The organism is Paenarthrobacter ureafaciens (assembly GCF_004028095.1).
Lineage (GTDB): Bacteria > Actinomycetota > Actinomycetes > Actinomycetales > Micrococcaceae > Arthrobacter > Arthrobacter ureafaciens.
The window spans coordinates 627,223-649,188 of sequence record NZ_SBHM01000006.1 but is presented as its reverse complement, the minus strand read 5'-3'; the positions used below and the strand labels follow the sequence as shown (position 1 = coordinate 649,188).

Below are 21,966 nucleotides of genomic sequence, written 5' to 3'. Positions count from 1 at the left end.
GTGGCGGTGGGGCTCAGGCCCTGTCCGCTGCGTGCACCGGCGCCAGCTTGACGACGTTGATGGCCGTAGTGGAGGTGTCTTCCTTCTCCGAGGTCCCGGTGGCAGGCCCTGCTGCGACAACGGGGATTGTCCCCGTGGCATCGGGGTCCTGTTCGGACTCGACGTCCCCGGCACCGGATGAAGCGGCCTCTGCTTCGGCGTCAGGGATGGCCGCCACACTCACGGCGGGAAGCGCCGGTCCCTGCAGCTGAGCGGCCCCTGCACCTGTCCCGGCGTCCGCCGGAGCAGCGGCGTCCACGCGCTCGTCCGTGGTGCCTTCCTCGGCGCGGGCTGCTTCATCCTTCCGTGCTTGCTCTTCGATGTCATCGGCGAGCGACCGCAGCATGGATTCGGCTTCCGCCGTCATGTCCTGGTGCCCGACGGCCATCGCCTTGACCAAGTACTGCGCTAGCGCGAATTCGGCCAGGAGAGCTGCCCGCCGAAGCAGGTGGGGATCAGGATTCTCGCGGCGGACCTGCGTGTACCGGGCCAGAACCGCATCAATGAACGATGCCTCATTGGAAGCAACCAACCAGGCGAAGTCGTCGGCGGGGTCGCCGATGCGGAGGTCGGTCCACCCGGTGACAGCAGTGACGGCGTCGTGCTGCACCATGAGGTTGTCTTCGTGGAGATCGCCGTGCACCACCGAGGTATTGAACCGCCACAGTGCCACGTCTTCGAGCGCATGTTCCCAACGCCGCAGGAGGACGGCCGGAATCTTTCCCGTCGTCGCCGCCTGGTCCAGTTCGTTGAGTTTGCGTTGCCGGAACTCATTGGCCGAATAGCTGGGGAGGTCGGCATTGGTGACCAGCGCCAAGGGAAGATCGTGGATCGCCGCAAGTGCCGAACCGATCTCGCGTGCCAGGTCCGGACTGCCTTCGGAGAGTTCCTCGATGGAGAGGGTGGAACCCTGCAAATGGGCATAAACGAAGGTCGTGAGGTCGCCTTGGCGGACCGTCCCTGCCACGGTAGGCACATGGAACGGCAGCTCGGCCCGGATGGCAGGCGCGAAAGCGCGCAGGATCATGAACTCCGTCTCGAGCCGTGTGCTGGCCTCCGGGTGGCGCGGACACCTGACGCGCCAGCGCTTGCCCTCGCCATCCATCAGCAACGCGGAGTCGAAGTCGGCGTCGTCAGGGGAGGGGGCTGTGGCCGTCGGCGCCAGCCCGGGCACCGCCGCGGTTGCAATGGCGGCCAATTCAAGCGGTGTTCTTCTCACGTCTTCAACGGTAGATTGAGTCGCGCCCATGGCCATGATGCACTGCGGCGAGTCTCCAGATCTTCCGGAAATCAAGGACGAATCGGGGCCGTACGGGGCCTCCGTCCGTCGGGCGTCCACATCGGGATGCTTGAAATGTTATTTGTCGGTGCGAGTCAGTACGGTAGATACATGAGCTATACGGAGTCTCCAGCCCTGGCCAACCACCTTATGGACACTGTTCTTCCGGTCCGCCCTGCCCTGGTGGATCGCGGCTCCGCAGCACGGCTCAAGCCGGGAATGGTGGAGGAGCTTATTGCCTCGGGGACGGCCAAGGCCATAGTGATTTCACAACGCCAAGCCTTGGTAAACGGCCAAGGCTTGTGGTTCGGCGATGCCCTCACTCTGTGGCAGGGGTTGAACCAGTCCGGGCCGGGGAACGTCCTCCCGATCTACCTGGGCACCACCTTGGGCCCGTCGTCGGTTCCGGAAGGCACCCCCGTTGTCCTCTTCTCCGTGCGTGAACAGTTGACCCTCGGTTCACTGGCTCCGGCGGATACGCAGTGGGCAGGTTTCCGGGATGTCGCGGGGCGGCTGGATGCAAGCGACACCGCGCTTTTTGTTGAGGCCAGTGCCATCAGCAACTGGCATGCCACGCATACGCATTGTCCGCAGTGCGGCACACCTACCGACGTTGAGGCCGGCGGTTGGGTCAGGCGTTGCCCCGCCGATAACTCGGAACACTACCCGCGCACGGATCCGGCGATCATTGTCACGGTGGTCGGGCCTGATGGCCGCTTGCTCCTGGGCGGTGGCGGTCCGGCGGATGCAAAGAACTATTCAACCTTGGCCGGTTTCGTTGAACCGGGTGAGTCGTTGGAACAGGCAGTCGTCCGGGAGATCGGCGAAGAGGTTGGCGTCCGGGTCACCGCCTGCCAGTACCTGGGTTCGCAGTCATGGCCGTTTCCGGCGTCCTTGATGCTGGGGTTCACTGCCACCACGGACGACGCCGTTGCCCGGCCCGACGGCGTTGAGGTTACCCGCGCCCGGTGGTTCAGTCGCGAAGAACTGCAGGATGCCGTGCTGCGTGGCGAGATCACCATTTCCACGCGGCTGTCCATTGCCCGTTCCCTGATAGAGCACTGGTACGGCGGAGTGATCGAAGACCTCCAACCGTGATCGAAGGAATGACGCCGGCCGACGGGACACTTGAGGACAGAATCCTTGGCGGCCTGGACGAGGAACAACGCGAGGTAGCCAGCACCCTGACGGGGCCGATCTGTGTCCTGGCCGGTGCCGGCACCGGCAAGACCCGTGCCATTACGCACCGCATCGCGTATGGGGTGCATTCGGGCGTGTACTCACCACAGCGGCTGCTGGCTGTCACCTTCACCGCCCGCGCTGCTGCTGAAATGCGCAGCAGGCTCAGGGACCTTGGCGTACCCAACGTGCAGGCACGCACGTTCCACGCTGCGGCGCTGCGGCAGCTTCAGTTCTTCTGGCCACAAGCCATCGGGGGCACGCTGCCCAGCCTCCTCGACCACAAGGCGAACATGATTGCGGAGGCCTCCCGCCGCCTTCGCCTGAGCACCGACCGCGCATCCATCAGGGACCTCGCCGCGGAAATCGAATGGGCGAAGGTCTCCATGCTGACGCCAGCCAATTACCTGGAAAACGCGCAGGGCCGCGGTACTCCTGGCGGCTTGGACCTCACGGCCGTCTCGCGCGTGTTCCAGGCCTATGAGGACATCAAAACGGACCGGAACGTCATTGACTTCGAGGACGTCCTGCTGATTACCGTTGGGATCCTGCAGGAAGATCCCAAGGTGGCCGCTACGGTGCGGGAGCAATACCGCCACTTCGTGGTGGATGAGTACCAGGACGTCTCACCGCTGCAACAACGGCTTCTGGATCTCTGGCTCGGCGAACGCGACGAACTGTGCGTGGTGGGCGATGCCAGCCAGACCATCTACTCCTTCACCGGTGCTTCCCCCCAACACCTCCTGGGTTTCAAGGCGCGGTACCCCAAAGCCACGGTGGTCAAGCTCATCCGCGACTACCGGTCAACGCCCCAAGTGGTCAAGCTGGCCAATGACCTCCTTGGCTCGCGCCGGAGCGGCGGCCCTGCGGCCGATGCAGCCTGGGCGCCGCCGCTCAAACTTGTTGCCCAGCGGCCTGTAGGACCCGATCCCCGGTTCGTGGAGTGCCCTGACGACGAGGCAGAAGCAGCAGTCGTGGCAGGGAAGATCCAGGAGCTGCTCAACGCCGGAGTCAAGGCCAGCGAGATCGCTATCCTGTTCCGGACCAACGGCCAATCCGAAGCCTATGAACAAGCGTTGGCCTCGGCAGGAATCGGCTATCAACTCCGCGGCGGAGAGCGGTTCTTTGCACGCAAGGAAGTCCGTGACGCCATCCTCCAGTTGAGGGCGGCTACCCGGGCAGTGGCGGAGGGCCCGCAGGAGACCCTCGGCCAAGTTGTGCGGGACATCATCGCTTCCCTGGGTTATACGGAGAATGCCCCGCACAGCGGCGGGGCGTTGCGCGAACGGTGGGAGTCCTTGGCGGCGCTGGTGGCATTGGCGGATGAGCTTTCCGCCACCAGGGGAGAGAGCTTCACCCTCGCTGAGTTTGTCAATGAGCTCCAGGAACGTTCCGTGGCCCAACACGCTCCCACGGTGCAGGGCGTTACCCTTGCCTCCCTGCATGCCGCGAAAGGCCTGGAATGGGATGCCGTTTTCCTGGTAGGGCTTAGTGAAGGCCTCATGCCCATTTCTTTTGCCGATTCACCCGAGGACGTGGACGAGGAACGCCGGCTGCTGTATGTCGGGATCACCCGGGCCCGCGAACACCTCAACCTGTCCTGGTCCACTGCCCGGACGCCCGGCGGCAGGGCAAACCGCAAGCCGTCGCGGTTCCTTGACGGCCTTCGTCCTGACTCGGTGGCAACCGCCAACGCCCGGAGCAGCGCCGGTAAGCCGCGGCGAAAAGCGGCTGCCCCGGCGTCGTGCAGGGTTTGCGGCAGCATGCTTGCAACCGGGGCGGAACGGAAGGTCGGACGCTGCAACCAGTGCCCGCCGTCGTACGAGGAACAGACCTTCGAAGCATTGCGCCAGTGGCGCCGCGAGGAGGCACAATCAGCCGATGTGCCTGCATACGTCGTCTTCACCGACGCCACCTTGACAGCTATCGCCGAGGCCCGGCCCGGGTCCTTGGAGCAGTTGGCCGGGCTGGCAGGCGTGGGGCCATCAAAGCTGGAGCGGTATGGGGAAGCAGTACTGCAGGTTATTGAACAGAGTTCCGGACACTGATGGCTGACGACATCCCGCTGCGCACAGAGGAAGGCGCCCCGGTGCTCGTGAGGCGCTCCGCACGTCGGCGAAGGACCGTAGCGGCGTTCTGGGAAGACGGCAATGCAGTGGTGGCCATTCCCGCCTCCTTCAGCAAAGCCCAGGAACGTGAGTGGGTGCGCCGCATGCTGGCCAAGTTGAAGACGCAGGGGGAGCGCCGTGCGGGCGGCTCGGGTAAACGCCGTCCGGCCACCGATGAGGCGCTTGCCCAGCAGGCGGACTATCTATCCCGGACCTACCTGGACGGCAGGGCAGTCCCGACGTCGGTCCGCTGGGTTACCAACCAGAACTCCCGGTGGGGATCGGCGACGCCGGCCGATGGAACCATCCGCCTTTCCCACAAGTTGCAGCCCATGCCCCAGTGGGTCATCGATTACGTCCTTCTTCACGAGCTGGCGCACCTCCTGGTGGCCGGGCACACGGCGGATTTCTGGCGTCTCCTGGAGGCCTATCCGCAAACCCAGCAAGCCAAGGGTTTTCTCGAAGGAGTCGCCTTTGCCACCTCGCGTGGCTTGAACCCGGAGTGATCTAAAGAGCCCCGACGCCGGACAAACAAAAAGCAGTGGCCGCCTACGCAGGGCGGCCACTGCCGTAGCTGTTGGCTCAGGGGTTTCTTCGCGGAGCCGTTACTTCGTTGGTCCGGATTCGGAGTCCGGGTCTCCATCCTCAGGGGCCTTGGGCTCGTCCGGGGCCGCGGCATCATCCGGGGTGTCGTAGCCGCCGCTGAGCAGTTTCTGCAGGGCATCGTCCACTTCGCTGTCGCTTGCCTCAGCAAGCCGGCGCCGTTCGGAGAACCCGTTGGGATCGTCCAGGTCCTCGCCCGTGGGCAGGAGGTCCGGGTGGTGCCAGATGGCGTCCCGGCCCTCTATGCCGCGCTCTTGCTTGAGGGTTGCCCACAGTGTTGCGGCATCCCGAAGACGCCGGGGCCGCAGCTCCAGCCCCACAAGGGAAGAGAAGGCGTGTTCGGCAGGGCCGCCGGTTGCGCGGCGTCGCCGAACCATCTCGCGCAGCGCCGTCGCTGAAGGCAGGACCTTCTCTGTGGCCTCGGCGGTGAGCTCGTCCACCCAGCCCTCGACCAACGCCAGTGCGGTTTCCAGTTTCTCCAGGGCTGCCGTCTGCGCCGGGGTCCGTTCGGGAGTGAAGACGCCTTGCGACAGGGCTTCCTGGATACCCTCCGGGTTGCTCGGATCCAAGTCCCTGGCGAGGTCTTCGACCCGGGACATGTCAATGTGGATGCCGCGGGCGTAGGCCTCGATGGCCCCCAAGAGGTGTCCGCGAAGCCACGGTACCTGGACGAAGAGCCTGGCGTGGGCAGCTTCGCGGACGGCGAGGAATAGCCGGATGTCGTTCTCCGGCAGGCTCAGTCCTTCGCCGAACTTCGCTACGTTGGCAGGCAGGAGCGCCATTTCCAGGTCCGCCAAAGGAACGCCGATGTCCGTTGAGCTGACGACTTCGGCGGAGAGCGCGCCGATTGCCTGTCCAAGCTGCATGCCGAAGATCGCTCCACCCATGTTCTGCAGCATCGAGGAAGCGCCGCCCATCATCGACTTCATTTCCTCGGGCATTTGCTGGCTGAGGGCGTTCGACAGGGCGTTTGCGACGCTGTTGGCAACAGGTTCCGTAAGGCGCTTCCACGTCCCCAACGTCGCCTCGACCCATTCGGCACGGGACCACGCGCGGCCGATCAGTCCGGTTGAGGGAAGGTCGGTCACAGGATCCAGCCACAGTTCCGCCAGTCGAAGGGCTTCATCGATCTCGCGCGCCTGCTGGGAGTTCACCGACGGATCGCCGCCGGCAGCCGCCACCCGCCGGGCATTATCGTGGGCGAGTTGCCAGTTGACAGGACCGTCAGAGGTGGAACTCATCATGGCCTGGACCTGTGCGAACATCTGCTGCAGCAGGTTGGGGTCGTTGGGCAGCCCGGCGGCCTTTGCCAGTTCGGCCGGATCGATGTTTCCCATTCCCTGGCCGCCCATCAGGTTCTGCAGCATTTCCGCTAGCGGATCCTTGGGGGTTTCGTCGTCGTTTGACGGATTGCTGGGGTTTGAAGACATGGTGCCGCCGATCGTCGAACTGGCTGGTGATCACTTTCACCGTACCGCGCGCCGGAGGGGCTGTCTGCCTGCGTGGTGCGCCGTTCGCTGTAGGCAAAGAGGCCTTCCGGGTTTACGAACGCGTAGTGTGGATGCTTGGTATGTTCCCTCTGCCGCCGTAGCGGCAGGAGAGAAAATTGGCCGTCAGGCAGTGGCGGCATAGAGAGGCACCAATGCTTACTTCGCCCAGCCCCGAAGGTTCGGTTGACCCGCGTCAAACGCCCGATGCCGATCCCACGTCCGCGGCGCCCGCGCCTCCGGGCGGCTCCAGCCGATACATGATGATGGTTGTTTCGGGCCTGGTTGCGCTGGGCCTCGGTTTGGGAGCCGCTGCCCTTCCGGTTCCTTACGTGGTGGAGTCCGCAGGCCCGACGTTCAATACCCTTGGCCAGGACGGCGATAAACCTGTCATCACGGTGTCCGGCCATGAAACCTACCCGGCCAAAGGCAACCTCGATCTGACCACTGTCCTGATGGCCGGTGGTCCGAAGAGCCCGGCAAGCATCTACGATCTTTTCCGTGCTTGGCTGGATAAATCGAAGGCTGTCTATCCGGAAGAACTGATTTATCCCAAGGGCACCACCGCGGAACAAACCGTTCAGCAGGGCGAGATCGCCATGGAGACTTCGCAGGAGAATGCTGTTGCTGCGGCACTGCGTGAGCTGGACATTCCCTTTGAGCAACGGTTGACGGTCGCGGGGCTCTCTGATGGGTCTCCTTCATCAGGCAAACTGCAGGAGGGTGATCGCCTCCTTGCCATCAATGGCAAAGCCATCACGTCCATGAGCGTGGTCCAGGCCGAACTCTCCGCCGGGGCCGGGGCGCCGGTGGTCGTCGGGATAGACAGGAACGGATCCACGACGTCGGTCACGGTGACGCCAACCAAGAATGCCAGCGACCGTTACGTCCTGGGAGTTCTGCTGTCCAGCGATTTCACCTTCCCTTTCGACGTGAAGATTTCCCTGGACAACGTGGGTGGCCCCAGCGCGGGCATGATGTTCGCACTGGGCATCGTCGACACCCTTACTCCCGGTGACCTCACCGGCGGCCGGCATGTGGCCGGAACCGGCACCATCACTGCGGACGGGGCTGTTGGGCCCATCGGGGGAGTAGCGCAGAAGATGATCGGGGCCAGGCAGCATGGAGCGACGATGTTCCTCGCCCCCGCAGCGAACTGTGCAGACGTCGTGGGAAACGTCCCGGATGGTCTTCAAGTGGTGAAGGTGGAGACCTTGGCGGATGCCAAGGCCGCCGTGGAGCGGCTCGGCTCGGGCCAGGACACATCGGGCCTCCCCACCTGCGCAAACAACTAGACTGGCCGTGGAACTTAGCTCCGCCGCCACTCGTGGCATATATGACGGCTTCACCTGCACCCAGCTGGGACGGCCGTCGAACACCCGCATACCGACTTTCAACTGACGACCAATGAGGTACAGAGTTTGTCCCGTCCCGCCAGCTCCAGCCCACCCGGAAGATCGCCGCTGAGACGAGGTGCCCTGACCCCGACGCTCATTGTCGTGGCCGTGGCGGTCGTCGGGTTCATTTTCTTCGCCAATGTGTGGACAGATGTCCTGTGGTACCAGCAGTTGGGCTTCTTCGAGGTCTACATCCGCGAGAACCTCGCCAGGATCATCACGTTCATCGTCGGCTTTGCCATGATGTTCGCCGCCGTCTTCTTCGCAATCCGGATCGCCTACCGGTCCAGGCCGGTGTATGCCCCGGATGCCGACGCCCGCGACAACCTCAACCGCTACCAGGCGCAGCTGGAACCTGTGCGCCGGGTCGTCATGGTCGGCCTGCCTATCCTTTTTGGGCTCTTCGCCGGCAGCGCTGCCGCCAGCCAGTGGCAGAAGATTCTTCTGTTCTTCAACCAGGAACCCTTCGGACAGGCGGATCCCCTGTTCAACCTTGACATCAGCTTCTACCTGATGTCATTGCCCTTCCTTGGCTTCGTCACGGGATTCCTGATCAGCATCGCGGTGGTTGCCGGTATTGCCGGCATCCTGACCCATTACCTTTACGGCAGCATCCGGCTCATGGAGCGCGGGGTCTTCACCAGCCGTGCAGCCCAGATCCACATCGCCGTCACCGGCGCACTGTTCCTGCTGCTGCTTGGTGTCAACTTCTGGCTGGACCGTTACACGACGGTTCAGAGTGCCTCCGGCCGCTGGGCCGGTGCGCTCTACACGGACGTCAACGCCGTGGTGCCAACCAAGGCCATCCTGGCCGTGGCGGCAGGCCTGGTAGCTATCCTGTTCATCGTCGCCGCAGTCATCGGCCGTTGGCGCCTGCCGGTCATCGGCACCGCCATGCTGATCATCACCGCGATCCTGGCCGGCGGCGTCTACCCCTGGGTGATCCAGCAGTTCCAGGTACGCCCGTCGGAGAACACGCTGGAACGGGAATTCATTTCCCGCAACATCAATATGACCCGTTCCGCCTACGGTCTGGACAAGATCGAGGTATCGGCCTACAACGCCACGACGACGGCGCAGAGCGGTGCGCTTGCCAAGGACGCCCAAACGGCCGCGAACATCCGCCTCCTGGACCCCAACCTTGTGTCCTCGGCGTTCTCCCAGCTGGAACAGTACCGTCCGTATTACCAGTTCCCGCAGACGTTGAACGTCGACCGTTACACGGTGGACGGAAAGGTTCAGGACACGGTGATTGCCGTGCGCGAACTCAACCCTGATGGTCTGAGCGCCAACCAGCAAACCTGGGTGAACCGGCACATCGTCTACACCCACGGTTACGGCGTAGTAGCGGCCAAGGGCAACAAGTTCACGGTCGACGGCAAGCCGGAGTTCCTGCAGTCCGGTATCCCGTCCAGTGGTGTCCTCGGCAACGACACTTCCTACCAGCCGCGCATCTATTTCGGCGAGAATTCGCCTGAATACTCCATTGTGGGCGCTCCGGAGGGATCACCCCACCGTGAGCAGGACCGGCCGGCCGGGCGTGAAGGCACCGGGGAAACCCAGTACACCTTCACTGGAAACGGCGGACCGAATGTTGGCAACTGGCTTAACCGGATTCTCTACTCCATCAAGTTCCAGTCCTCGGACCTGCTTCTGTCCGACGGCGTCAACGAGAAATCCCAGATCCTGTACGACCGCAACCCGCGCGAACGTGTAGAGAAGCTGGCGCCTTACCTCACGGTGGACGGCAATGCCTACCCGGCTGTGGTGGATGGTCGCGTGAAGTGGATCGTGGACGGTTACACCACGAGCCAGTACTTCCCGTACTCCCAGCCGCAGCAGCTGCAGAACGCCACCGCTGACTCCCAAACGACTGCCGGACGAACGGTTGCCTTGCCAAACAGCTCGGTCAACTACATCCGTAACTCGGTCAAGGCGACTGTTGATGCCTACGACGGCTCGGTGACTCTCTACGCATGGGATGAACAGGATCCGCTCCTGAAGGCATGGCAGAAGGTCTTCCCGACGACGCTGAAGCCGTACACGGAGATGTCCGGTGACCTTATGAGCCACGTCCGCTACCCGGAGGACCTGTTCAAGGTCCAGCGTGAACTCCTGGGCCGTTACCACGTGACCGACGCTGACAGCTTCTACCAGAACAACGATGCCTGGAGCGTTCCGAACGATCCCACGGTCTCGGAGCCGGTCAAGCAGCCGCCGTTCTACATGTCGCTGCAAATGCCCGATCAGGACAAGCCAGCGTTCCAGCTCACCTCGTCCTTCATTCCGCAGACCGTCAACGGAAATGCGAGGAACATCCTGTATGGCTTCCTGGCTGCTGATTCCGACGCCGGCAACGTCAAGGGTGTGAAGGCGGACAGCTACGGCAAGTTGAGGCTGTTGCAACTTCCCACTGACACGCAAGTGCCGGGCCCCGGCCAGGCGCAGAACAAGTTCAACTCCGATCCCACCGTGTCCCAGGCATTGAACCTCCTGCGACAAGGAGCCTCGGATGTATTGAACGGCAACCTGCTGACGCTCCCCGTGGGCGGTGGCCTGCTGTATGTGCAGCCGGTCTACCTGAAGTCGACGGGTGAGACGTCGTACCCGACGCTGCAGCGCGTCCTGGTGGCCTTCGGCGACAAGATCGGCTTCGCGCCAACGCTGGATGAGGCGCTGGACCAATTGTTCGGCGGCAATTCCGGTGCGAAGGCCGGGGACTCCGATAACAATGGCCAGACTCCTGCGACTCCGCCGGGTACCACCACGCCTGAGGCTCCGGCGGACGCCAAGGCCGAACTCAAGGCGGCACTGGATGAAGCCAACAAGGCCATCACGGACGGCCAGGCCGCTCTCGCCAAGGGCGACTTCGCCGCTTACGGAACCCAGCAGACCAAGTTGTCGGAGGCCTTGAAGAAGGCACTCGACGCCGAGGCCAGGCTGGGAGCAACTCCCGCACCTGCGGCGACGCCCAGCGCTACGCCGTCGCCCTCCCCAAGTAGCTAGTCTGTATAGCAAGGCCGGTGCCCGCTCCCACCACGAGCGGGCACCGCTTTTTAAGGAAGCCTGTGCCGATTCTTAAGGAAGCCTGTGCCGAAGCGTTTACAGGAGACTGGCGCTGGGCTCCCGGTCAGGGGAGACGCACATCACGGCTCCAGGATTTGGACTGCCGGTCCGCGGACGGTAATGTTGTTGGTGCGACGCGGGGTGGAGCAGTTCGGTAGCTCGCTGGGCTCATAACCCAGAGGTCACAGGTTCAAATCCTGTCCCCGCAACTGGAGAAGAAAGTCCGGATCAGTTTTACTGATCCGGACTTTCTGTTTTCCCCGGGGGTTTTTTGGACCCCATGTTTGGGGTTAGCGGCCCGCATATTTTCATGAACCCCGAATTATTTTGTGACCGCATATTTTTCGCGGACGCAGATCCGCGACGTGATCTCGGGCACTCCGGGGCTATATGGTCATCAGCACCCTGCCGCTTAGGGTATTGTTGTTTGAGCGACGCGGGGTGGAGCAGTTCGGTAGCTCGCTGGGCTCATAACCCAGAGGTCACAGGTTCAAATCCTGTCCCCGCAACTGGAGAAAAGATCCGGATCAGAAATCACTGGTCCGGATCTTTTGTTTATGCGTATCCAGCACCGTCCTGATGCGGTGCTAGCATCGATTCCCGAACAGCTGGGCGCGCCGATCGCCGGGAAGGGCCAATGGTCGAAGAAGACTTCACACAAAAGCTTGAGGGCCAGGTCCTGGAGCGGAACAGTCCCGTGGCCGTGTACCAACAGGTGGCCGATGTCCTGGCGGACCACGTCAGCCGCCTGGAACCGGGTGCGAGGATTCCCACGGAGGAGTCGCTGATGGAAGAGTACGGAATCAGCCGGACCACCGTTAGGAAGGCCATGGAAACCCTCGTAGCCAAGGGGCTCCTTGTACGCCGCCAGGGCAAGGGAACATTCGTCATGGCGCAGCGCCCTGCCCGCATGCTCAACCGGCTGGCCCCTTTCATGGAGACCTTCACGGCTGCCGGGATGAAAACGGTGAAGGGGTTGATCGAGTACAAGTGGATGGAAAAAGACAACACCGTCCCTGCCAAGCTCGTCTCCGCGGACAACCTTGTCCTGGTCATCCGCCGTTCCTACTCCAGCGGAGGATGGCCCTACGCCATAGCGGAAATCTTCATCCCGTCCCATATCGGCCGGCACATCAGCCTTGCTGACGCAGAACGGAACTCCATCTACCAGGTGATCCAGGACAGGACCTTGAAACCCCTGCAACGGGCCGAGATCACCGTGACCATGCACGCACCGCCCGAGCACCTTGCTGACGCCCTGAATGTGCGGGAGTTCCCGGTAGTGCCGCGGCTTGAGAGGACCACCCTGGGTGCCGATGACGAAGTCCTGGAGTGCACTGTGACGTACTTCCATCCCAACGGTTTTGAGATCCGGGCCGAGGTGGCCACCGAAGCGGCCCCGGCCCGGCCCACGACGGACCCGGCAGCGTTTCCGGTTCCCTGAGCACGCGCGGCGGGTAGGGAGCCCAATCATCCCGGCGTTAAGCAAAACTGGCCGGCCCTTAGAGGACCGGCCAGTTACTCGACTCAGTGATCAGTGACCCGAGGCAGTGATCAGAGCTTGTCGAAATCTGCTTCGTCGATGGTTACACCGCTGGAGGCGGGGGCGCCGCTTCCAATGGCAGGCTTGCTGCCACCGGACTTGAGGGCTGCCAGGCGTGCTTCAATCTCAGTCTGCTCTCCCAGATCTTCGAGCTGGTTGAACTGTGCGTCGAGGCTGGAGGCAGCCAGTTCCTGCTGACCGAGGACCTTGGCCTCCTCGCGGCGGATCTTCTCTTCGAAACGGCCCACTTCGCTGGTGGGGTCCATGATGTCGATGCTCTTGAGGGCGTCGTGGACCTGGGACTGTGCGGCTGCGGTTTTGGAACGGGCTACCAACTCGTTGCGCTTGGCGGTGAGCTGGTTCAGCTTGTTCTTCATCTGGTCAAGGCCGCTCTTGAGCTTGTCCACCACCTCGGTCTGCGAAGCGATGCTCGGCTCCGCTGCCTTGGCCTCGGACTCGGCTGCCATCTGGCGCTGGATGGCAACCTTGGCGAGGTTGTCAAACTTCTCGGCATCCACGGTGTCACCGGAAGCGCGGTATTCGTCGGCCTTGCGGGAGGCGGCCAGCGCCTTGTTGCCCCAGTCCTGGGCGTTCTTGACGTCCTCGTTGTAGTCGGCCTGCAGCATCCGGAGATTGCCGATGGTTTGTGCCACTGCGGACTCGGCCTCGGCAATATTGTTCGTGTAGTCGCGGACCATCTGGTCCAGCATTTTCTGCGGATCCTCAGCCTGGTCCAGCAAAGAGTTGATGTTTGCCTTGGCGAGCTGTGCGATCCGACCGAAAATGGACTGCTTAACCATGGTGTTGCCTTTCGTCCTGCTCAGTGGAAGCCACTGAAATCAGTGATCAGTTGTTGTACCGCTTAGGTGAATGGGGCCAGGGGCCCACCTGGTTCGTGGTGGCGGGAACCAGTTTGTGTTGCCTAGAAGCTGCCGGAGTCGCCTCCGCCGAAGTCGCCTCCGCCGCCCCATCCGCCGCCGGAGTCGCCACCGAAGAAGCCTCCTCCGCCGCCGTCGCTGTGGCCACCGCCCCATCCGCCGCCTCCGCCGTTGAGGATGGAGTTGATCAGGATGCCACCCAGGATGGCGCCGCCAAGTCCGCCGCCGCCTCCGCCGCCTCCGAACATGCCGCCACGGCCGTAGCCCTGGTCGGCGTAGCCGAAGTGGTCGACGTCGGCCTGTGCCAACTGTGCCGCCTGCGCCGCGAGCGAGTGTGCCTGCTGTGCGTAGGTCAGTGCAGTGACGGGATCATTGCGGGAGATGGACAATGCGTAATCCAGGTTCCGTTGGGCCTCTGCCAGCCGGGTGCGTGCCTCGGTGCCGACCCCACCGCGGCGTGCGGTGATGTAGTCGCTGGTTGCACTGATCTGGGCTTGGGCAGCCATGATGGTCTGCTGCAACGAGGACTGTGCGCGGCGCGCCTGTTCCTGTTGGTCCCGGATGCCGGAGAGGGCCTGGTCCAGGGCCTGATGCGCCGTTTCCACCCGCGTCAGGGTTGCGATGGGATCGATCTTTCCGCTGCTGATTTCATTCTTGACCTGCGCCAGGGCTGCTTCAACGCCAGCTACCGGTCCGGCGAGCTCGGGGTGCTGTCCGGACTGGATCATTGCCCTTGCCTGCGCCAGGTCCTGGCTGGTTTCGGCCACGGCGCTTTCGAGCGAGTTCCGGGCTTCGTCCAGGCTGCCGGCGGTCTTGGAGATCGCGTCGATCAGCACGTTGGTCTGATGAAGGCTCTCTTCGGCGGCGCGCACCGCAACAGCAGCAAGGCTGTTTTCGCCGGAAGCGAGTTTCTCCTGGGCTGTTGCCGCCGCGTTCTGGACGAACGCGAGCCGCTCCTTGGCCTGCAGGATGTTGTCGGAAACCTGCGCCGACGCGGAGTCCGCGTACTTTGTCCGAAGAGCCTCGAGAGACTGTTCGGCGCTGGCAATTCGTGCGTCCGCTTCCCGTGCCCCGTTCGTTACTGCCGCGAGTGCCTGGGGAGCGTTCTTCTCCAGTTCGCGAAGTGAATCGAAATCGGCTTTCTGGTCACGGAGGGAGGCCAGCGCGGCCTCGGAACGACGGATGATCTCGCCGAGCCAGCTCCGCTGCTGTTCCTCGGTGTCGGGGATATGGTCGTCGAGCTGCTGCTGCAGCTTGAACGACTCCGTCATGTGGTTCTTGGCTTCCTGCAAGGCCTTGGTGAAGTTGCCGATGGCTGCATCGCCATACTGTGCCTGCGCAAAACCGAGTTCCTGCTCGCTGGACTTGATGGCGTCATCCGCCTCGATCAGCAGCGATCCGCTCTTTTGGCGAAGCTCGGGGATGCTGAGGCCTGCCAAGGGGTCCAGCTGCCCGCTCTGGGGACCATAGCCGGCGTCGGAAGACTGGCCGGCCTTTTTGCGCCGATTCCGCAGGTACAGGTAGGTTCCAGCACCGGCGACGGCCACAGCGCCGACTCCCACCAGGACGCCGGCTCCGCTGTTGCCACTGGGAACGGTGCCGCTTCCGCCGCCGGCGGCGTCGCCGATGGCGGCTGCGGTGTCAATGGCTGCCTGGGCGTAGTCCTTCTTGCCGCCGGCAAGGTTCGCGACAATGGCATTCTGTGTGATGTTGGTGCGCTTGGAGTAGATAGAGCTCTGGGAATTCGGGGCGAAGTAGTACTGGCCGGCAGTCGATATCGCCAGGACGACGTCCGCCTTGCCCATCTGCTTCTTCTCGGCCACGGCCTCGCCCCAGGCCTTGGGATCGGAGGGGTTCTCGAAGGAGTTAACCGTCACCACGTAGAGGTTGTACTTGTGGTCCTTGAGCGTCTTCTGAATGGCGTCCTGGACCTCGCCCTTCCGGCTGCCAAGGACGTTGGCGTCATCGACGATGTTTGTGCCGGATGGAATGGTGACCGGGTCCGCAGCCCAGGCCGAGCCGGCCGGGAGGGCCAGCACTCCAGCCACGCCAATCACGGCGAGTACACGTTTCACTATTGACCGCATGTGCAACCCTTCAGCACGTCTGCGACTGGAACAGGGCGAACCAATCGTCACAGAATGCTCAGCGCCCCCACGCATGGTGTAAAGCCGCAGGTCGCTGTGGCAATTCCTCTTGATTCTATGGTGCACCCCATACCCCGTCCACAGGGCTGAATATGCCACCAGCGAAATACAGGAGAAACCCCGAAGTTCCGCGCGTTGAAGCCTTCAGCGCCGGTGGGGACAGCGTGTTCCCGGGAAGGAAAGTGGCCTTTCAGTAAGCTCCCAGCAAACGTCCGAAATTGTTCCAGTCAACGGGTCCATAGTTGAGGTAGGTCAGAACGAAAGGACACCCCCATGACGGAGAACCCAGCTCAGGGAAATGCACCGGAGAACCGCGAGCCTTCGGCGCCACGGGACGGTACGGGCACTTCCGATGCCAACCCCACCCGGCAGCAACCCGCAGCCGGCTCCGGCTACGGAGCTCCTGCCCAGCCCACTGCCCCCTTGCCGGCGTTCCAGCCGGGCGCCGAGGGAGGCCGCCCCGCCGCCGGCCCGCAGTTCGCCCAGCCCCAATACGGACAGGCTCAGCACGGCCAGCCCCAAACAAGCCAGTCACAGCACAGTCAACCCCAACACGGCCAAGCGCAGCCCGGAGGCTACCAGCATTCGGACCGGGCCCCGTACGGCGGAGGCTACCCAGCTACCGGGCAACGGCCCGAGTACCCCCAGCGCCACCCGTTCTACGGCGCACAGTCCACCGGCGGCCACGACCCAAACAGCAGCCACGCACAGCAGGGCCAAGGCACTTACCACGCCCCTGGCCAGCAGCCCTCCGGGAAAACGAAGGCCAAGCCGGTCTTCGGCGTCGGGACGCTGGTTGCCAGCATCCTGGCAGCGGGCCTCGTGGGCGGCGGAGTGGTGGCTGGTACCAGTGCGCTGATGGATGAGCCTGCCACGGCGTCCTCCAGCAGCGGCCAGTCCAGCACCCTGATCGTGAACAACAAGGACGACGTCAACGTCATTACGGCTGCTGCCGCAAAGGCGTCACCCAGCGTTGTCACCATCAAGGCCACCAGCGGTAATGAAGGTGGCACGGGCTCAGGCATCATCATTGATGACCAGGGCCACATCCTGACCAACACCCATGTGGTGACGCTGGACGGCGCTACGTCCAACGCCGCGATCGAAGTTCGTACCAGTGACGGCAAGGTCATGAAGGCCACGATCGTGGGCACTGACCCGCTGTCCGATCTCGCGGTCATCAAGGTATCCGACGCCTCCGGGCTGGTGCCGGCCACGCTGGGTGATTCCTCCAAGATCAACGTGGGGGACACCGCCGTCGCGATCGGTTCGCCGCTTGGACTCACCGGCACGGTGACCGACGGTATTGTCTCAACGCTCAACCGGACCATCAGCGTTGCCTCTTCCGCCGTTCCCGAGGACGGGCCGGACAACAGCCAGGGCAACGACGAGGGCTTCCAGTTCGCTCCGCCGAACGGCGGCCAGAGCCAGCGCTCGGCGAACGAGGGATCGATTGCCATCAACGTGATCCAGACGGACGCCGCCATCAATCCGGGCAACTCCGGCGGCGCCTTGGTCAACAGCAAGGGCGAGATCATCGGCGTCAACGTCGCCATCGCCTCGGCTGGCAGCGGCAATTCCGATTCTTCGACCGGCAACATCGGTGTTGGGTTCAGTGTGCCGATCAACCACGCGAAGCGGATTGCCCAGGAAATCATCGACAACGGGAAGGCCAGCCACGGACAGTTTGGCGTGTCGGTCAGGTCAAAGTCGTCCACGGGCGGCAATTCCGGTTTCTCGGTGGGCGCAGAAGTCGCTTCAGTGACCGCGGACTCGGCGGCCGCCAAGGCCGGCATCAAGGTAGGGGACGTCGTCACCAAGTTCGGCGACTACGCCATCAGCGACCCCAACCAGCTGACTGCCGCCGTCCGCGAACAGCCGGCCGGTGCCAAGGTCAAGGTCACCATCGAACGCAACGGCCAGTCACAGGAAGTCGACGTTACGCTCGACGCCGCCAAGTAGGCCGGGCCCAACGTAAAGCTGGACCCAACGTAAAGTACGACGGCGGGGGGCACCTGCGGTTGGCAACCAACCCATGGTGCCCTCCCGCTCCGGGCGTCGGCCGCGGGCGAGGACCGATCCTGAAACAGGAGTTAACCCCGCAATGGTTTTTTGCGGGCAATATGCTTAGCTAGGGGGAGCCCACGCGTTTGGGCGTTTCACGGCCACGTTTACTGCGGTTGGCCGTCCACAAGCATGGAAGGCTGCTTCGAAGACAGTGGAAGAGACATTGAAGATTGTCGTTCTGGTCAAGCACGTCCCGGACGCCCAGTTCGACCGGCACATCACAGGACCGGGCAACACCACGGACCGTGACGAAAGTATCTTGTCCGAACTGGATGAATACGCCCTCGAGGCCGCGCTGCAACTTGCTGAGGAACGCGGCGGCGCCAAGGCCGGCAACGAGGTCATCGCACTGAGCATGGGGCCCTCCGGGGCCGTGAACTCCGTCAAGAAGTCGCTGCAGATCGGTGCCTACTCCGGAGTGCACCTGAGCGATGACGCCTTGGCAGGATCCGACGCCGCTGCCACGTCCTTGGCCCTTGCCGCCGCCATCCGCCACATCTCCTCCGACGGACGTCCCGTGGACCTGGTCCTGACGGGCATGGCTTCCACGGACGGGGAGACGTCCTTGGTTCCCGCGCAGCTGGCCGAGCGCCTCGGCCTCCCGCAGCTCACCTTCGCCTCCACATTGGAGGTCAACGGCCGCACTGCCGTGGCACGCCGGGATGCGGGGACGCACTCGGAAACAGTGGAAGCGCAGCTGCCCGCGCTCGTCTCTGTCACCGATCAGATCAACGAGCCCCGGTACCCCAACTTCAAGGGCATCCTGGCCGCCAAGAAGAAGAAGATCGCGTCCCTGACGCTGGCCGACGTTGGAGTTGATGCCTCCCAGGTGGGTCTCGCCGGATCCTGGACCGTGGTGGAAACGGCAGAGGCCCGGCCGCCGCGGACAGCAGGCACCATCATCAATGACGAAGGCGACGCCGGCATCAAGCTGGTCGACTTCCTGGCCGCACAGAAGCTGCTCTAAGAGGACTGCACACATGGCAAACGCACTTGTTTTCATTGACAACCCGGGAGCATCGCTCAAGAAGAGCAGCCTGGAACTCCTGACTCTCGCCCGCCAGCTGGGGGAGACCGCCGTGGCGGTCAACGGTGAACTGAACGACGACGCCGCGGCGACCCTGGGCGCCTATGGCGTCACTGCCGTGTACCAGCCGTCGTCGAACGATCTGGGCGATTACCTTGTGGGGCCCAAGGCCGCTTACCTTGCCGCCGCTGTAGCGGCTTCGGGAGCAACCCGCGTGCTCCTCGAAAACTCGCCGGAGGGCAAGGAGATCTCCGGGCGGCTGGGCATCAAGCTCAGCGCCGGAGTCATCACGGATGTTGTTGGCGTGGAAGCCGATGGGACAGCCCATAAGTCTGTCCTGGCCGGCTCCTACAACACCTCCGCCAAGGCCACGACGCCAGTTGCCGTGCTGACTGTCAAGGCGAACTTGATTGAACCGCAGCCTGCAGATACCGCTACCACGCCGGAGGTTGCCAAGGTGGAAGTTCCGGCCGACGCTACCGCGGCGGCAGCGCGCATCTCATCCCGCGAGGCCAAGCCTGCCTCCGGCCGTCCGGACCTGAGCGAGGCCCGGATCGTGGTGGCAGGTGGCCGCGGTGTTGATGGCGACTTCGGACCGCTGGAGGAACTGGCGGACGTCCTGGGGGCTGCCGTTGGCGCTTCACGAGCCGCAACGGATGCCGGTTGGATCGGCCACGACGCCCAAGTGGGCCAGACCGGCGTCACCGTCTCGCCACAGCTCTACATCTCTGCGGGTATCTCCGGAGCGATCCAGCAGAAGGCCGGCATGCAGACCTCCAAGGTAATCGTGGCCATCAACAAGGATGCCGAATCTCCGGTGTTCGAGATCGCCGACTTCGGGATCGTTGGAGACCTCTTCAAGGTCCTGCCCCAGGCTACAGCCGAGATCAAGAAGCGGAAGGGCTAGTTCCTTGGCTTTTGACGTTTCGTCATCGAAGAGCCCGTTCAATGCCTCCACGGAGCGCGTTGAGCGGGTGCTTTGTTTTACTGCCCACCCGGATGACATCGACTTCGGAGCTGCCGGCACCATTGCTGCCTGGACCGCTGCGGGCGTCCAGGTAAGTTACTGCATCATGACCGACGGTGACGCGGGCGGGTTTGATCCCGTGGACCGTGAGCGCATCATTGGGCTCCGGGCCGAGGAACAACGGCACGCGGCTTCCCTGGTAGGAGTGCAGGATATCCACTACCTGCATGAGCGGGACGGGTACTTGGAGCCGACACACGAGGTCATCAGGCGGGTGGTGGAACTGATCCGCCGGATCCGTCCCCAGATTGTCCTGACGATGCACCCTGAACGGAACTGGGACCGGATCCAGAAGAGCCACCCCGACCATCTGGCAGCGGGCGAGGCCGTGACACGGGCAATCTATCCTGCGGTAGAGAACCCGTTCGCCTACCCGGAACTCGCCGAGGCCGGCCTAGAGGCTTACAAGCTGCCCTGGCTATGGTTCATTTCCAGCCCCGGATCGCTGGAAAACCACTTTGTTGACGTCACGGACCACGTGGACTCGAAGCTGGCGGCCATCCGGATCCATGCGAGCCAGCATCCCGACGTGGCGCACATGGAACGCGTGGTGCGGAACAACCTGATCGCGAACGGAGGACGCGCGGGCTTCCCTGAAGGCCGGAGTGCTGAGGCGTTCCACGTGGTGGCTGTCAACGGAAACAGCACCATAGCAGGGTTCTGATATTGCCCTGATGTAACCCCTGCCATATGCTTGACCTCGGTTAAATCATATTTATTTGAGGAAGGCGGACTTTGATGGCGAAGACTGCACAACAGCCCGTTCTGGTGATCATGGGGGTCTCCGGTTCCGGCAAGTCGACGGTAGCGGGCGTGCTCGCAGGCAAGCTTGGCTGGGACCTGGCCGAGGGCGACGACCTGCATCCGGAAGCAAATGTGGCAAAGATGCACGCGGGACAGGCGCTCACTGACGAGGACCGCTGGCCGTGGCTCGGCACCATCGCGGACTGGATCAAAGCGCACACTGCCGCAGGCACTCCGGCCATCATTACGTGCTCCGCCCTGAAGAAGAAGTACCGGGACGTCCTCCGGGGCGAGGGCGTGGTCTTCGTGTTCCTGCAAGGCAGCAAGGACAGGATCTCGGACCGGCTTGCTTCCCGGCACGGTCATTTCATGCCGACGTCCCTCCTTGAATCGCAGTTCGAAGCGCTCGAAGAACCGACCGAGGACGAGAACTACGTTTCGCTGTGTGTTTCGGCCTCGCCCGCCGAAGAGGCGGACGAGGTCATCGAACGCCTTGGTCTCCACCCGGTTGGCGCCGGCGCGGGCTGACGCGGGCGGGTGCCTGCAATCAAGCGGAGCCGAGCGGTACCACCAGGACCGGGTCGCTGGTGGGGGCCTGCGATCCGCCGGTGGGCTCCACCGTAATTGCCACGGAAGACGCCGCGGAAAGTCCCTTCACCACAGCAGGCTTTGAGAGGGTTTCGGCATCCATGGTGCCTTGCGGGACAGGAGCCGAACCGTCCTTGGGGAGGGTCCACAGCTGATACACCTTGCCTGATGGGGCAGGGGCTACGCCGTCCATAAGGACCACGAAGGAGTCTTTCGCAGACGACGCCGAGATGGTGGCGGTGCCGCCGCCGGGAACGTCGGCCGTCTTCTTCTGCACGTCCTGGGCTTGGAGGACCTGGGCGACGGGATCGTTCTGGCCTGCCATGTAGCCGCCGATGCCGACGCCGGCCACGGCGATGACAGCTGCGGCTGCAGCTCCGATCAACCAGCCACGGGCACCCCCAAGGCGACGTCTTTCGGCGCGTTTGGTCCGTGCTTCGTCAAGATCCGCGACGGCGGCCGGTGCTGCAGGTTTGTCAACCACCACAGCTGCGCCCGGCCCTTGTTCGGCGTCAACTCCCTGGGCGCGGGGCTCGTGGGCGATCTTTTCCATCAAGTCGTGGAACAGGCGGGCCGGGGGCTCTTCTTCGGCGGTAAAACTGATGGCCAATGTTTCCCGGGCCTGCCGGACGCGCTCAAGGAACTCAGGTCCTTCGGGAGCGTCCTTGATGTAGTCATCGATCAAAGCACGTTCGGAATCCGTAACAGCGTCCAAGGCATAGAGTTCTGCCAACTCCAGGACACGGCCTTCGGCCAGGTCGGTTGCGATGTCGTTCGCGAACATTTT

At 63.4% G+C, this 21,966-nt stretch carries 16 protein-coding genes and 2 tRNA genes; 13 read left to right on the top strand and 5 right to left on the bottom strand.

Annotated features, from left to right (window positions below):
* Positions 1-13: 13 nt before the first annotated feature.
* Positions 14-1,258 (bottom strand): macrolide 2'-phosphotransferase, encoded by a 1,245-nt coding sequence (locus tag AUR_RS04050; RefSeq protein WP_225740011.1) that lies wholly within the window; start codon positions 1,256-1,258, stop codon positions 14-16.
* A 171-nt stretch (positions 1,259-1,429) separates the two neighbouring features.
* Here AUR_RS04050 and nudC point away from each other — a divergent pair, with 171 nt between their 5' ends.
* The 3 genes from nudC to AUR_RS04035 are packed head-to-tail and all read left to right on the top strand — an operon-like array spanning position 1,430 to position 5,111.
* On the top strand, positions 1,430-2,416 hold the full coding sequence (nudC, locus tag AUR_RS04045; RefSeq protein ID WP_031216337.1) for an NAD(+) diphosphatase: 987 nt from the start codon (positions 1,430-1,432) through the stop codon (positions 2,414-2,416).
* Positions 2,417-2,424: 8 nt separating this feature from the next.
* The gene (locus tag AUR_RS04040) at positions 2,425-4,545 is read left to right on the top strand and encodes an ATP-dependent DNA helicase UvrD2 (RefSeq protein ID WP_031216339.1); all 2,121 of its coding nucleotides are present in this window, start codon (positions 2,425-2,427) and stop codon (positions 4,543-4,545) included.
* Positions 4,545-5,111, top strand: a complete 567-nt coding sequence (locus AUR_RS04035; RefSeq protein WP_021471828.1) for a M48 metallopeptidase family protein — start codon at positions 4,545-4,547, stop codon at positions 5,109-5,111. Before AUR_RS04040 ends, AUR_RS04035 begins: the two co-directional genes overlap by 1 nt.
* Positions 5,112-5,210: 99 nt before the next feature.
* Here the strand turns inward: AUR_RS04035 and AUR_RS04030 are convergent, their stop codons facing one another.
* Positions 5,211-6,638 carry a zinc-dependent metalloprotease gene (locus tag AUR_RS04030; RefSeq protein WP_021471829.1) on the bottom strand — a complete coding sequence of 476 codons (1,428 nt, stop codon included), beginning with the start codon at positions 6,636-6,638 and terminating at the stop codon, positions 5,211-5,213.
* 212 nt (positions 6,639-6,850) lie between these two features.
* On the opposite strand from AUR_RS04030, the gene AUR_RS04025 reads away from it, so the two are divergent.
* The 5 genes from AUR_RS04025 to AUR_RS04005 all read left to right on the top strand — a co-directional run bounded on the left by AUR_RS04025 (position 6,851) and on the right by AUR_RS04005 (position 12,602).
* Positions 6,851-7,990 (top strand): YlbL family protein, encoded by a 1,140-nt coding sequence (locus tag AUR_RS04025; RefSeq protein ID WP_021471830.1) that lies wholly within the window; start codon positions 6,851-6,853, stop codon positions 7,988-7,990.
* Positions 7,991-8,116: 126 nt separating this feature from the next.
* Positions 8,117-11,098 carry a UPF0182 family membrane protein gene (locus AUR_RS04020; RefSeq protein WP_062097304.1) on the top strand — a complete coding sequence of 994 codons (2,982 nt, stop codon included), beginning with the start codon at positions 8,117-8,119 and terminating at the stop codon, positions 11,096-11,098.
* Between the two features lie 195 nt (positions 11,099-11,293).
* A tRNA-Met gene (locus tag AUR_RS04015) sits at positions 11,294-11,367 on the top strand.
* Between the two features lie 226 nt (positions 11,368-11,593).
* A tRNA-Met gene (locus tag AUR_RS04010) sits at positions 11,594-11,667 on the top strand.
* Between the two features lie 128 nt (positions 11,668-11,795).
* Positions 11,796-12,602: a GntR family transcriptional regulator gene (locus tag AUR_RS04005; RefSeq protein ID WP_062097302.1), complete on the top strand. Its 807-nt coding sequence runs from the start codon at positions 11,796-11,798 to the stop codon at positions 12,600-12,602.
* 110 nt (positions 12,603-12,712) lie between these two features.
* Here the strand turns inward: AUR_RS04005 and AUR_RS04000 are convergent, their stop codons facing one another.
* Both AUR_RS04000 and AUR_RS03995 read right to left on the bottom strand, forming a co-directional pair.
* Entirely contained in the window at positions 12,713-13,501 is a 789-nt protein-coding gene (locus AUR_RS04000) for a PspA/IM30 family protein (protein ID WP_062097300.1), read from the bottom strand.
* 122 nt (positions 13,502-13,623) lie between these two features.
* Entirely contained in the window at positions 13,624-15,666 is a 2,043-nt protein-coding gene (locus AUR_RS03995; protein WP_206616217.1) for a TPM domain-containing protein, read from the bottom strand.
* A gap of 333 nt (positions 15,667-15,999) precedes the next feature.
* Between AUR_RS03995 and AUR_RS03990 the strand changes: the two genes are divergently transcribed.
* The 5 genes from AUR_RS03990 to AUR_RS03970 all read left to right on the top strand — a co-directional run bounded on the left by AUR_RS03990 (position 16,000) and on the right by AUR_RS03970 (position 21,119).
* Entirely contained in the window at positions 16,000-17,688 is a 1,689-nt protein-coding gene (locus AUR_RS03990) for a S1C family serine protease (protein WP_062097296.1), read from the top strand.
* A 268-nt stretch (positions 17,689-17,956) separates the two neighbouring features.
* Positions 17,957-18,760, top strand: coding sequence for an electron transfer flavoprotein subunit beta/FixA family protein (locus tag AUR_RS03985; RefSeq protein ID WP_021471836.1), 804 nt, complete (start codon positions 17,957-17,959; stop codon positions 18,758-18,760).
* Positions 18,761-18,773: 13 nt separating this feature from the next.
* Complete coding sequence (locus AUR_RS03980) at positions 18,774-19,727, top strand: electron transfer flavoprotein subunit alpha/FixB family protein (RefSeq protein ID WP_062097294.1); 954 nt, start codon at positions 18,774-18,776, stop codon at positions 19,725-19,727.
* Positions 19,728-19,731: 4 nt separating this feature from the next.
* Positions 19,732-20,511, top strand: coding sequence for a PIG-L deacetylase family protein (locus tag AUR_RS03975; RefSeq protein ID WP_021471838.1), 780 nt, complete (start codon positions 19,732-19,734; stop codon positions 20,509-20,511).
* 74 nt (positions 20,512-20,585) lie between these two features.
* Positions 20,586-21,119 (top strand): gluconokinase, encoded by a 534-nt coding sequence (locus AUR_RS03970; RefSeq protein ID WP_021471839.1) that lies wholly within the window; start codon positions 20,586-20,588, stop codon positions 21,117-21,119.
* A 19-nt stretch (positions 21,120-21,138) separates the two neighbouring features.
* Here the strand turns inward: AUR_RS03970 and AUR_RS03965 are convergent, their stop codons facing one another.
* Positions 21,139-21,963, bottom strand: coding sequence for an anti-sigma factor (locus AUR_RS03965; RefSeq protein WP_021471840.1), 825 nt, complete (start codon positions 21,961-21,963; stop codon positions 21,139-21,141).
* Positions 21,964-21,966: the final 3 nt, after the last annotated feature.

Bases quoted from the DNA above. Each gene is read 5' to 3' on its own strand.
- AUR_RS04040 (WP_031216339.1), top strand. From the start codon at position 2,425: ATGACGCCGGCCGACGGGACACTTGAGGACAGAATCCTTGGCGGCCTG.
- AUR_RS03990 (WP_062097296.1), top strand. From the start codon at position 16,000: ATGACGGAGAACCCAGCTCAGGGAAATGCACCGGAGAACCGCGAGCCT.
- AUR_RS03965 (WP_021471840.1), bottom strand. From the start codon at position 21,963: ATGTTCGCGAACGACATCGCAACCGACCTGGCCGAAGGCCGTGTCCTG.
- AUR_RS04005 (WP_062097302.1), top strand. From the start codon at position 11,796: ATGGTCGAAGAAGACTTCACACAAAAGCTTGAGGGCCAGGTCCTGGAG.
- nudC (WP_031216337.1), top strand. From the start codon at position 1,430: ATGAGCTATACGGAGTCTCCAGCCCTGGCCAACCACCTTATGGACACT.
- AUR_RS03995 (WP_206616217.1), bottom strand. From the start codon at position 15,666: ATGCGGTCAATAGTGAAACGTGTACTCGCCGTGATTGGCGTGGCTGGA.
- AUR_RS04035 (WP_021471828.1), top strand. From the start codon at position 4,545: ATGGCTGACGACATCCCGCTGCGCACAGAGGAAGGCGCCCCGGTGCTC.
- AUR_RS04030 (WP_021471829.1), bottom strand. From the start codon at position 6,638: ATGTCTTCAAACCCCAGCAATCCGTCAAACGACGACGAAACCCCCAAG.
- AUR_RS03980 (WP_062097294.1), top strand. From the start codon at position 18,774: ATGGCAAACGCACTTGTTTTCATTGACAACCCGGGAGCATCGCTCAAG.
- AUR_RS03970 (WP_021471839.1), top strand. From the start codon at position 20,586: ATGGCGAAGACTGCACAACAGCCCGTTCTGGTGATCATGGGGGTCTCC.
- AUR_RS04025 (WP_021471830.1), top strand. From the start codon at position 6,851: ATGCTTACTTCGCCCAGCCCCGAAGGTTCGGTTGACCCGCGTCAAACG.
- AUR_RS04000 (WP_062097300.1), bottom strand. From the start codon at position 13,501: ATGGTTAAGCAGTCCATTTTCGGTCGGATCGCACAGCTCGCCAAGGCA.